This is a genomic window from Agrobacterium sp. 5Ca39 (assembly GCF_055382365.1).
The window spans coordinates 626,514-638,875 of record NZ_AP026436.1 but is presented as its reverse complement, the minus strand read 5'-3'; the positions used below and the strand labels follow the sequence as shown (position 1 = coordinate 638,875).

Sequence of the window (12,362 nt, the reverse complement as noted above, 5' to 3'; positions counted from 1 at the left end):
ATAAACACCACATGCAGCACTCACAAGACAGGACAAAACCCATGGATTTCGGCATTTCCGGCAAACGCGCCCTCGTTCTCGCCTCTTCACGCGGCCTCGGGCTTGGCATTGCGACGGCGCTGGCAAAGGAGGGTGCAAATGTCCTTCTCGTCGGCAGGAGCGGTGAAAAGCTGGAAGCGAACTGCAAGGCCATCAACGCCCTTGGCAAAGGCAAGGCCGACTGGGTTTGGGGTGATCTTGCCGACGACAATTTTGTCGAGGCCATGGTTCAGGCCGTCAGGGAAAAGCTCGGCGGCATCGACATTCTCGTCAACAATACCGGCGGCCCGACGCCGGGCCTCGCTCAGGAGATGACGGCGGAGAAGCTGGATACATTCTTCCAGTCGATGGTGCTGCGGGTCATCACGCTGACCAATGCGCTTCTACCCGGCATGAAGGAGCAGGGTTTCGGCCGCATCCTCACCGTCGCCTCGTCAGGCGTATTCGAGCCGATTGCCAATCTCGCCCTTTCCAACACGTTGCGCGGCGCGCTTGTGGGCTGGAGCAAGACGCTGTCCTCCGAAGTGGCCGGTTTCGGCATTACCTCAAACCTGCTTCTGCCCGGCCGCATCCACACCGACCGCATCGATGAGCTCGATGGCGCCAATGCAAAGCGTCTCGGCAAGAGCATCGAGGAAATCCGCGAGGCCTCGGTCAAGAGCATTCCCGCAGGCCGCCTCGGCACGGTGGAGGAGTTCGCTGCCGCCGGCGCTTTCCTCTGCTCGGTGCCCGCAAGCTACATCACCGGCACGATGCTCAGGGTGGATGGCGGCGCGGCAAAGTCGAACTGACGACTGGGTGCTGTCACGACGCCGTTCCGTAAACCACGTAGCGGTTCCGCCCGGTATTCTTGGCTTCATAAAGCGCGGTATCGGCGTGGCGCAAAACGTCACTGGTACTCTCCCCGGGATTGGCAAAGGCGATCCCGGCGGAGCAGCTGTAGCGAAACTCGGGCATGTCGCGCAGAGGGGCTGCATCGGCCAGTGACGACAGGAGCTGGCGCATCAGGCTTTCGGCGCCGTGCATGCGCGAGCCACTGAGCACCAGCAAAAACTCTTCCCCGCCAATCCTGCCGAGAAGGTCGTCACGCCCGGCAGCGGCGGACAGTCGTCCTGCGAAATCCTTCAGCACGAGATCGCCGTAGGCATGGCCGAAGCGATCGTTGACGCTCTTGAAGTGGTCGATATCCATGATGATGACGGCGAGCGCCTGCGCCTTGTTGGGCCCAAGCAGGTGGTTGAGCGCATCCATGGCGTAACGTCTGTTTCCGAGCCCGGTCAGCTCGTCGCTCAGGGCGGATTTCAGCGCCCTGTCCCGCTCCTGGCGCAGATCGCGCAATTCGATGCCAAGTTCGGAAACATCGGTGACCACGCATAGCATCCAGCCTCCCGGCAGCGTGGTCTCGGTCGTCAGTATCCAGCGCCCGTCATTGAGACTGGTCTCAATGGTCCGGAACGGCAGCTTGCCGCGCCTCGTCTTGGCCGAGCGCAGCCAGAGTTCGAAATCCGATGTCTCGATGGCCGTACCGGTCGCGTTGCGAAAACCACTGCGCATCAGTTCCACCCAGCTCGGGAAATCGCGCTGTCCGATACCGAGCGCGGCGCGGAAGGCGCTGTTGGCGAACCGCAACTCATCGCCGCCATCAAACAAAGCGTATCCCTGCTGCGATGCTTCCAGAAGGGCCATGAGCTGCCGGGAGAAAACGCCCATATCGCCTTGAACGACACCGGCATCGTCCGGCGCTGCATCCTCCACTGCATGCTGGCTGATTTCGTGGGGCATATAATTTCCAAAACTAAAAACGACCGAAAACCAAATACAGCATGTCCATATGGACATTCCGAAATTTAATAAATATTTACGCTCGACAGCAAAGTGGATACGTCTTCGATCCGCTTACTTCGACAAAGCTGACTTTAACAGAATTCCCTTAAAGCCGTCGCCTAGAACTACACTGTTCTTTCTTAAAGGAATTGTAATCCCGTTTACCATGCGTTGCCAGGATTGCCGCAACTTTGCGACTGGCGCGCGGGCACGGGCGTTCGACCGAAAAAAGACCCACGGCGCTTGCCATTCCGCCCGCCCTGTGCAATCAACCGCCCTCCTCTGACATCGGGGTGCCAAGAGCATCCCTTATTTTCACGCCGGGCCATCCAGGGCCGGGCGGGTTCTTCTATCGACACAAGGAATATGGCGATGACGCAAAAGCGGGCTCTCGGCCTCGATTTCGGCACGACAAATACGGTCATGGCTCTTTCCGACAATGGTGGCGCAAGCCATTCCATGCGCTTTACCAGCAGCGCCGGCACGGATGACAGCATGCGCACGGCCCTCTCCTTCATGAAGGACGCCGGCCTCGGCGCGGCCGCCCTGCATGTGGAGGCGGGCCACGCCGCTATCCGCCAGTTCATCGACAATGCCGGCGACTGCCGTTTCCTGCAATCGATCAAGACGTTTGCGGCGTCACCGCTGTTTCAGGGCACGTTGATCTTCGCCAAGCGGCAGAGCTTCGAGGATTTGATGGAAGTGTTCCTGCGCAAGCTGAAGACCTATGCCGGGACGGAATGGCCCGATGATGTATCGACTGTCATTGCCGGCCGGCCGGTGCGTTTTGCCGGCAGCAATCCGGACGAGACGCTGGCGCTTGCCCGATACAACGAGGCGCTGAGCCGGGCCGGTTTTCCCGAAATCCACTATGTCTATGAGCCGGTGGCGGCCGCGTATTATTTCGCGCAAAGCCTGAAGAAGGACGCCAATGTGCTGGTGGCGGATTTCGGCGGCGGCACCACCGACTATTCGCTCATCCGTTTCGAAACCCATGCCGGCAAGCTTTCCGCCACCCCCATCGGCCATTCCGGCGTCGGTGTTGCGGGTGATCATTTCGACTTCCGCATGATCGACAATCTGGTGTCGCCGGAGATCGGCAAGGGCAGCAAGTTCAAGAGTTTCGACAAGGTGCTGGACGTGCCCTCCGGCTATTACGTGAATTTCGGCCGCTGGAACCAGCTGTCGATCTTCAAGACCTCGAAGGAATTCACCGATCTGAAGTCGCTGGTGCGCTCGGCGCTGGAGCCGGAAAAGCTGGAAATGTTCATCGACCTCGTTGAGCATGACGAGGGCTACCCGCTCTATCAGGCTATTTCCGCCACCAAGATGGCGCTCTCCTCGGCGGAAGAAGCGGAGTTCAACTTTGCGCCGCTCGGCAAGGCCGGACGCAAGATGGTGAAGCGCAGCGATTTCAACAGCTGGATCGCCGAGGACCTTGCCAAGATAGAAGAAGCGCTAGACGAGGTTCTGGAAAAGACGCAGGTTGCGCCAGATGCGATCGACAAGGTGTTCCTGACCGGCGGAACCTCCTTCGTGCCGGCGGTGCGGGAGCTTTTCACCCGCCGTTTCGACGCCGATCGCATCGAAAGCGGCGGCGAGCTGCTTTCGATTGCCCATGGTCTGGCCATGATCGGCGAAAGCGGCGATATTCAGCGCTGGACAGTGTGATTTGCGGGTTCCCCGGGCGGGGAACATGGGGTAATTTCCGCCCATGATCGCCGCTCAAGACCTCTCCCCGGCCGAACTCGCCGCCCTCCTGCATTTCCATGCGGATGCGGGCGTCGACTGGTTGCTGGAAGAGGCGCCCGTAGACCGTTTCGCCGAATTTGCCGCCGCCCGCCCTGCCCGGTCCGCGCCTGTTCAGGCGGCGGCGACATCTGCACGGCAGACTGAAAGGCCCGCGGATCGCGGCGCCGATGTGCCGCAGCGGCAGGGAGCAACGCGCAGCGCTCCCGCGCGCGGAGCGCCGGCAAGTCCAGCCGTTCAGCAGAATGTCGCCATGCCGGATGAGCAGGCGGTGGCAGCGGCGCGTTTTGCCGCAGAAAGCGCGAGATCGCTTGCCGAACTGAAAACCGCGCTTGAGGGTTTTTCCGGATGCAACCTCAAGAACAGCGCCCGCAATACGATCTTCACCGAAGGTGACGCTTCCTCGGGCATCATGGTCATCGGCCCCATGCCGGATGCGGATGACGATCGCGAGGGCCTGCCCTTTGCCGGCAAGACCGGCCTGCTGCTTGACCGGATGCTGGCGGCCATCGGCCTTGAGCGCAGCACCATCATGCTCGGCAATGTGGTGCCGTGGCGGCCACCGGGCAACCGCCCGCCGACCCAAGCCGAAATGGATATCTGCCGCCCCTTCATCGAGCGCCAGATCGCCCTTGCGGAGCCAAAACACCTGTTGCTTCTGGGCAACTTTACCGCACGTTTCTTCTTTGGCGGCACCGGCACGATCCATACATTGCGCGGACAGTGGCGTGATGTCGCAGCCGGACACCTTGTTTTGCCGGCGCTCGCCAGCCTGCACCCCCAGGAACTATTGAACGCGCCGGCCAGTAAGTCCTTGGCATGGCAGGATTTATTGATGTTTCGGGCAAAGATCGCCGAAGGCTGATTGCCTCATTCCTGCTCAATGTAAATGAATTATGAAAATAGCCATGCGCATTACGCATAACAGCGGCGCATTTGGTCAACTTGCCGAATCCATGCTGCGCTGCGATATACGGCCATGTCTTGGGAGGAATTTCGGTTAAAGGAACCAAGGCAATGACCACTCGCTTCCGTCCGGTGCATTCCGGCTTTGAATCGCTCCGCCTGGCGGGCCTCGGCCCTCGCTCCAGTCAGGGCTACCATCGTTTCGGCGCAGCCGCTAACGAACAGTTGACCGCACGCGCTGCCATGCAGCAGGTCCGCGTGACGCGTCCCTCGGCAGTCTTCGCGGATTTCCGCGAGCGCTGAGAAGCACTCAGCCGGCTTACACTGGCTTACAGATATGATTGCGCGCTGGCGTCTTTCCTCGGGAAGGCGCCTTTTGCTTTTGTGGGTGTAGGATCATAAGTCTCCGTCATGCCGGACCTGATCCGGCATCCAGCCAGCCCAAGTCCTTGGGCTGAAAGAACTCCTTCGCCGCGCGGACGCGCGTCGGCTGGATCCCGGCTCAAGGCCGGGATGACGGAAGCGGTTGCCCTGAAACACCGGCAATAGCGCTCCTCACCCCTGCGGCGTCGAGGCCTTGCGCGCCGCGCGTCGCGCCAATCCCAGCTGATGTTCACGGAAAATGATGAAGATGCCGGCCAGGATCACGATCGCCGTGCCGATGAGCATCGTCAGCGTGGGTATGTCTCCGAAAAGGACGTAGGAAACCACGATGCCGAAGACGATGGAACTGTACTCGAAGGGCGCGATGACCGAGACCTCGGCGTGCCGGTAACTCTCCGTCAGGAAGATTTGCGCGACGCCGCCACAGATGCCGCTGGTTATCAGAAGCAGGGTCTGCGTCACTGTCAGCACGCTCCAGCCGAAGGGAACGCTGATGAGCGACAGCAGGGTGGCGGTGAGCGAAAAATAAAGCACGATGGTTGGCGTCTTTTCCGTTTCCACCAATTGCCGCACCTGGATCATCGCCAGCCCGCCAAGGGCGGCACCACACAGCACGGCAATGGCGCCCAGCCCCTCACCCGCGGCAAACCCGCCTTCCCTGAGAAGCGTCATCTTCGGCCAGAGAATGACCAGCACGCCGATCATTCCCACGAAGACTGCACTCCAGCGATAAATGCGCACCTTCTCATGCAGGATAAAGGCGGCAAAAACCACCGCGAGAAGTGGCGAGGCATAACCGATGGCGATGAATTCCGGCAGCGGCAGCATGGTCAGCCCGTAAAAGCCGCAGGCCATTGAGAGGATTCCAAGAAAACCGCGCTTGAAATGGCCGAGGAGATTGTTGGTGTGCAGCGCACTTGCGAGCGCGTGAAGCCAGGCAAGATAAACGACAATCGGAATGATGGCGAAAGCCGAACGAAAGAAGGTGATCTGGCCGGCCGGCACATCCCCCGCGGCCTTGATACAGGTCTGCATGACAAGAAAAAAGCCAACCGAAATCAGCTTCATGCTGATCCCGCGGAAGGGATTCATCGGTTCGGCGTTCATTAGCAGTTACTCATATCGGCTGCGCAGACACGCCATCGGGAAGTTTCATGCGGGGGAGACGACGCGGGGGAATTGGATTTGCGCAAGGCTAGAGCATTCCTCCGGCGCTTTACAACAAAAATTGTGATTTATCCCTGAATTCGGTTGATGGCGTGGAGAAATCGAAGCCTCGCAAGGCAGGCGCGAAGGCAAAAAGTGGCACGCGCTAAAATTTGAAGAAAATAAAATATAATTTCAGCAATCGTTCAACATTTGCTGCGATGGTCCGTTGGTCCGGCAGCGGGGAGGATCGTCTGCATGGCCGGCAAAGCCTTCCATGGCGGGACAGAATGTCCTCCGACGCGCACATGATCGTGACGAATATTCTACCCATTTTACATCCGGGCCTTATGACGACATGATGCCGGGAAGACCACGCAAAGTTATTCAGGGACAGTCATGCGAACAGACACGGGCCAGATCGTTCACCTGGCGGATTACCGCCCCACCGATTTCGTTCTGGAGCGGGTGGATCTCACCTTCGAACTCGACCCTAAAAATACCAAGGTCGAAGCCCGTCTGATCTTCCACCGGCGCGAAAGCGCCGACCGGCATGCACCGCTGGTTCTTGATGGCGACGAGCTGAAGCTTTCCAGCCTGCTGCTCGACCAGGTGGAGCTGCCGGCCGCTCAATATGAGGCCACACCGGACAGCCTGACCATCCGCGACCTTCCCGCTGAATCTCCCTTCGAGATTTGCGTCACCAATTACATCAACCCGCAGGTCAATACGCAGCTGATGGGGCTTTACCGAACCAATGGCGTTTATTGCACCCAATGCGAAGCGGAAGGTTTCCGCCGCATCACCTATTTCCCCGACCGTCCGGATGTTCTGGCGCCTTATACGGTGACGATCATCGCGGCAAAGGAAGGTAATCCGCTGCTGCTCTCGAACGGCAATTTCCTGGGCGGCGGCAATTACGGCGAAGGCCGTCACTTCGCGGCCTGGTTTGATCCGCATCCGAAACCGAGCTACCTGTTCGCTCTCGTTGCCGGCGATCTCGGCGTGGTGGAAGATACTTTCACGACCATGTCCGGACGGGAAGTGGCGCTGAAGATTTATGTCGAGCACGGCAAGGAGCCGCGCGCTGCCTATGCCATGGATGCGCTGAAGCGTTCGATGAAATGGGACGAAGAGCGCTTCGGCCGCGAATACGACCTCGACATCTTCATGATCGTCGCCGTGTCGGATTTCAACATGGGCGCGATGGAGAACAAGGGTCTCAACGTCTTCAACGACAAATTCGTGCTGGCCGACCCGGAAACCGCCTCGGATGCGGACTATGCCAATATCGAGCGCATCATTGCGCATGAATATTTCCACAACTGGACAGGCAATCGTATCACCTGCCGTGACTGGTTCCAGCTGTGCCTGAAAGAAGGCCTGACGGTCTATCGCGATCAGGAATTTTCCTCCGACATGCGCTCGCGGCCGGTGAAGCGCATTGCCGATGTGCGCCACCTGAAATCGGAGCAGTTCCCGGAGGATTCCGGTCCGCTGGCGCATCCGCCGCGCCCGGATACCTATCGCGAAATCAACAACTTCTACACGACGACCGTGTATGAAAAAGGTGCCGAAGTCACCCGCATGATCGCCACGATCCTCGGCGCTGAAGACTTCAAAAAGGGCATGGACCTCTATTTTGAACGTCATGACGGCGAAGCTGCAACGGTTGAGGATTTCGTCAGGAGCTTTGCCGATGCCAGCGGCCGCGATCTCTCGCAGTTTTCGCTATGGTACACCGAGGCCGGCACGCCGCTAGTCTCCGTTTCGTCCGCTTACGATGCCGGCAAGGCCACTTTCAGCTTGACGCTGGAACAGACGACCGCGCCGACCCCCGGCCAGCCGGTGAAGCAGCCACGCCACATTCCGCTTTCGCTGGCGCTGATCCTCGATAATGGTCAGATCGCCGAACCACAGGCCGTCGAAGGCGGCGAGTATCGCGACGGCGTACTTCATTTGACCCAGCGCAACCAGACCTTCTCCTTCTCTGGCATTTCCTCGCGGCCGGTGCTGTCGATCAACCGCAGCTTCTCCGCGCCGATCAACCTGCATTTCGAGCAGAATGCTGCCGACCTGGTGCAGATTGCCCGGCATGAGACGGATATGTTCGCGCGTTTCCAGGCGCTGACCGATCTCGCCCTGCCCGTGCTGATCGCCGCCACCAAGGCGGTGCAGAAAGGCGAAGACGTCCGCACCGATGCCGACCTGATCGCGACGCTCATCGAAATCATCGGCGACGACGCGCTTGAACCAGCATTCCGGGCGCAGGCACTCGCCCTGCCCAGCGAGACCGATATCGCCCGCGAACTCGGTGGAAACACGGATCCCGATGCCATCCACAAGGCGCGCAACGCCACGATCACGGCGATTGCGACAGCCGGCCAGGACACACTGCGGCGGCTTGCCGACGATGCCGCCAATGGCGAGGCCTACAGCCCCGATGCCGGAAGCGCCGGGCGGCGTTCACTGCGCAACGGTGCGGTGACCTTCCTCGCCTTTGCCGAGGGAACGCCGGAGCGGGCGGCGAAGGCCTATGCCGGCGCCACCAACATGACCGATCTCGCCCATGCACTCAGCGTGCTGACGCAGCGCTTCCCCGACAGCGCGGAAACGAAGGAAGCGCTTGCCGCTTTCGAAAAACGCTTCGCCGACAATGCACTCGTGCTCGACAAGTGGTTTTCGCTGCAGGCCGCCATTCCCGGCGAAGGCGCGCTTGATCGTATCAAGGCACTGATGAAATCGAAACATTTCATCGCCACCAATCCGAACCGGGTACGTTCGCTCGTCGGCACGCTCGCCTTTTCCAATCCTACCGGCTTTCACCGTGCCGATGGCGCCGCCTATCGGTTCCTCGCAGAGCAGATCATCGCCATCGACAAACGCAATCCGCAGCTTGCCGCCCGCATTCTCACGTCCATGCGCTCCTGGCGCTCACTTGAGGCAAGCCGCGCCGACCATGCGAAAGCAGCGCTTTCCACCATTGCCGAGGCGAAAGGCCTCTCGACGGATGTAAGCGATATCGTCGGGCGTATCCTGAAGGGCTGACTTTCCGCCGAAGCTCCGACATTCTGACCCATTCCGCGACACCGTCTTGATTTCCATCAAGGCGGCGTCGTGCATCATGCAGCATCCTTCGTGCGAAGGGCCGCGGGTGGCCCGGGATCAGACAGGAACCTCAGATGACGGATATGTCCAGAACAAGCGCTTCGTTTCAGCGTTTCATCAGCGATGCTCCAGACCATAAGGCGGCGTGGTTTCAGGCCGTGCAGGCTCTCGGGGCCGCGTCCACGCTCGACGTGAAGACACAGAGCCTGATCTACATCGGCATTCTTGCCGCCCTCCGCCTGGAAAGCGGCGTCGGTTTTCATGTGATGGAAGCCAAGGCGCGCGGTGCGAGCCGTGACGATATCATCAGCGCGGTGCTCACCGGTCTTCCTGCCGCCGGAAATGGCGTGATCAGCGCGCTTGGTCCTGCTCTCGATGCCTTCGACGGAGCCTGAAACGTTACACGCGGCATTCCCAAGCAGCCGGAATTGAAGCGCCGGCTCACTGTTTTTCTTCATGAATCCCGCTTTTGCCGAAGCGGAAGCAGACTGTCCCGAAAAAATACGGAGTCGGTTCAAGGGGTTAAAATTCTTTTAACTTTTGCCTCTGGACAGGGCGAATCGCATTTGATTCATTAGAGATATTCGAGCGGCGGCGCTTCGAATCACGGGGACATCTAAAAGGCGGGACAATGACGAACGTGCGGCGGGCGACTGCGGGCGATGAGCGGCCGTATGCCAAATTTTCTGATCTAGCGGCCTGGGGCGAAAAGCTTTCCAGTGACCTGATGGGTTTGATGAGCGGCGCGGAGCGGCCCATGCCGCAGGTCGAGACCCTGCTGAAGCGCCTCATTCCCATTCTGATCCTCGCATTTCTGGTGGTCGTGGCGGCCTCGCGCATGCTGGGCATCGTCGCCGAATACAGCCGCATGGAAGAAGCCGCCCGCCACTCCACGGCTTTGACGGCGCTGACCGCCAAGGCGGCCCTGCTGAACGACGGCACTGTTTTCACCTCGCAGGACCGCACCCGCGCCGAGGCAAGCCTTGTCGCCGCATTGCCGCAGGGAAGTCTTGCCGATGGTACCATGGTGCTGCTGTCGGGCAGCAACGGTCGTATTTTTGCCGGTTCCGGCAAGGAGGCAATGCTTTACATTGGCACCTCCCTGCCTGCCCTGCTGCCGGAAATCGCCATCGTGCAGCGTTTTCCCGGCGCTCCCGGAACCATCGAGACCAATATAGACGGCCAGCAGCATTACGCGACGATGATCCCCTTCGGAAACGATGGTGCCATGGTCATCGCGGCGCGGTCCCTGCAGCCGATCCGCTCGTTCTGGCGCAGCGAAATCGCCATGAATGTCACGCTGTTCGCGGGCATTTCCTCCATCCTGCTCGTGGTGCTCTATGCCTATTACATGCAGGTGAAGCGCGCCCGCGATGCCGACGACATCTTCGCCGAATCCAACCTGCGGGTGGAGACGGCGCTCTCGCGCGGCCGTTGCGGCCTGTGGGATTTCGACCTTTCCACCCGGCGCATGTTCTGGTCCGGTTCGCTTTACGAGATTCTCGGTATGCCGCCCAGGGCGACACCGCTCTCCTTCTCCGATGCGGCGCGAATGATGCATTCCGAAGACGGCAATCTCTATGAGCTCGCCCGGGCTGTCGGCTGCGGCAACCTGCGCCAGATCGACCAGATCTTCCGCATGCGCCACACCAAGGGCCATTATGTCTGGTTGCGCGCCCGCGCCCAGGTCATCCGCACCAATAACGGGCCGCGCGTCATCGGCATTGCCATGGATGTCACCGAACAGCACCGCCTTGCGCAGCGCTATGCCGAGGCCGACCAGCGGCTTGCCGACGCCATTGAATCCACGTCCGAAGCTTTCGTGCTGTGGGACAAGAACGACCGTCTCGTGATGTGCAATACCCATTACCAGAAGGCCTATGGCCTGCCGGACAGCGTGCTGGTGGCAGGCACGGAGAAATCCACGGTTTATGCCGCAGCAGCCCGGCCGGTCGTCGAACGTCGCGTTGCCGATCCCGATCAGTCCGGCCTGTCCCGCACCACGGAGGTGCAGCTTGCCGACGATCGCTGGCTGCAGATCAACGAACGCCGCACCCGCGATGGCGGCCTCGTCTCAGTCGGCACCGACATCACGCTTCTGAAGCGCCACCAGGAACGGCTGCGCGATTCCGAGCGGCGACTGATGGCCACCATCGGCGATCTCTCCGCCTCGCAGCACAAGCTGGAGCGCCAGAAGACCGAGCTTTCTGACGCCAACGCCAACTACCTTGCCGAAAAAGAGCGCGCCCAGGCCGCCAACCGGGCGAAATCGGAATTCCTTGCCAATATGAGCCATGAGCTGCGCACGCCGCTCAACGCCATCCTCGGCTTCTCCGAAATACTGCTGAACGAGATGTTCGGCCCCGTGGGTTCTCCCAAATATTCCGAATATGCGCGCGACATCCATGACAGTGGCAAACATCTGCTCAACGTCATCAACGATATTCTCGACATGTCGAAGATTGAGGCGGGCCATATGCGCATCAATCGCGAGACCATCGATCTCGCGCCGCTGATCGAAGAGACCCTGCGTCTGACTGCCATCCAGGCCGAACAGAAGAACATCACCGTGCAGCAGAAGGTCTGCGCCGGCCTCACCATGCAGGGCGACCGCCGCGCCATGAAGCAGATCATGCTCAACCTGCTCTCCAACGCCGTGAAATTCACCGGCGACGGCGGCAGCATTGCGCTGCGCACCCATGTGCATGAGGCTGCGATGATCCTCACCATCGCCGACACCGGTATCGGCATTCCGACACAGGCGCTGGAAAAGATCGGTCAGCCCTTTGAGCAGGTGCAGAGCCAATATGCCAAGAGCCAGGGCGGCTCCGGTCTCGGGCTTGCGATTTCCCGCTCGCTGGTGAAGCTGCATGGCGGAACGATGAAAATTCGTTCCTGTGAGGGGCGTGGCACGGTGGTGACGATTATTATTCCGCATGCGGCGGGGGTTTGTGGGACGGTGCATTGAGTTGGGCGTCGGACGCGCTGAATGTGCTGCGATACGTTAAGGTCGAATGCGCGACACCCCCCTCTGTCCTGCCGGACATCTCCCCCTCAAGGGGGGAGATCGATATGAGGCCAGCTTTCGACCATCTCAACGGTCAAGGATGAAGTGGCGAGAGGGCGTCCTGCCGATCTCCCCCCTTGAGGGGGAGATGTCCGGCAGGACAGAGGGGGGTGAAGCCAGACTCACCAGCGCAAATGGC

Annotated in this window: 9 protein-coding genes; 7 read left to right on the top strand and 2 right to left on the bottom strand. The window is 60.2% G+C overall.

From position 1 onward, the window contains the following. The first annotated feature begins 41 nt into the window (after positions 1-41). On the top strand, positions 42-830 hold the full coding sequence (locus ACZ47E_RS03110) for an SDR family oxidoreductase (protein ID WP_004440837.1): 789 nt from the start codon (positions 42-44) through the stop codon (positions 828-830). 13 nt (positions 831-843) lie between these two features. Here ACZ47E_RS03110 and ACZ47E_RS03105 read toward each other — a convergent pair whose 3' ends face one another. After that, a complete protein-coding gene (locus tag ACZ47E_RS03105) occupies positions 844-1,821 on the bottom strand; it encodes a GGDEF domain-containing protein (RefSeq protein ID WP_278067319.1) in 978 nt (325 codons plus the stop codon). A gap of 414 nt (positions 1,822-2,235) precedes the next feature. Here ACZ47E_RS03105 and ACZ47E_RS03100 point away from each other — a divergent pair, with 414 nt between their 5' ends. From ACZ47E_RS03100 to ACZ47E_RS03090, 3 genes are all read left to right on the top strand, one after another. Beyond that, complete coding sequence (locus ACZ47E_RS03100) at positions 2,236-3,534, top strand: Hsp70 family protein (RefSeq protein ID WP_006699368.1); 1,299 nt, start codon at positions 2,236-2,238, stop codon at positions 3,532-3,534. A gap of 43 nt (positions 3,535-3,577) precedes the next feature. Further along, complete coding sequence (locus ACZ47E_RS03095) at positions 3,578-4,477, top strand: uracil-DNA glycosylase (RefSeq protein ID WP_006699367.1); 900 nt, start codon at positions 3,578-3,580, stop codon at positions 4,475-4,477. A 152-nt stretch (positions 4,478-4,629) separates the two neighbouring features. After that, positions 4,630-4,821: a hypothetical protein gene (locus ACZ47E_RS03090; RefSeq protein WP_004440829.1), complete on the top strand. Its 192-nt coding sequence runs from the start codon at positions 4,630-4,632 to the stop codon at positions 4,819-4,821. Between the two features lie 252 nt (positions 4,822-5,073). On the opposite strand, the gene ACZ47E_RS03085 is transcribed toward ACZ47E_RS03090, so the two are convergent. Next, on the bottom strand, positions 5,074-6,009 hold the full coding sequence (locus tag ACZ47E_RS03085; protein WP_004440828.1) for a DMT family transporter: 936 nt from the start codon (positions 6,007-6,009) through the stop codon (positions 5,074-5,076). A 438-nt stretch (positions 6,010-6,447) separates the two neighbouring features. On the opposite strand from ACZ47E_RS03085, the gene pepN reads away from it, so the two are divergent. The 3 genes from pepN (at position 6,448) to ACZ47E_RS03070 (ending at position 12,124) form a co-directional block, all read left to right on the top strand. Beyond that, entirely contained in the window at positions 6,448-9,096 is a 2,649-nt protein-coding gene (gene pepN / locus ACZ47E_RS03080; RefSeq protein ID WP_278067318.1) for an aminopeptidase N, read from the top strand. A 134-nt stretch (positions 9,097-9,230) separates the two neighbouring features. Next, positions 9,231-9,551 carry a carboxymuconolactone decarboxylase family protein gene (locus ACZ47E_RS03075; RefSeq protein WP_022555876.1) on the top strand — a complete coding sequence of 107 codons (321 nt, stop codon included), beginning with the start codon at positions 9,231-9,233 and terminating at the stop codon, positions 9,549-9,551. A gap of 236 nt (positions 9,552-9,787) precedes the next feature. Further along, positions 9,788-12,124 (top strand): PAS domain-containing sensor histidine kinase, encoded by a 2,337-nt coding sequence (locus ACZ47E_RS03070; RefSeq protein WP_037091513.1) that lies wholly within the window; start codon positions 9,788-9,790, stop codon positions 12,122-12,124. Positions 12,125-12,362 lie beyond the last annotated feature (238 nt).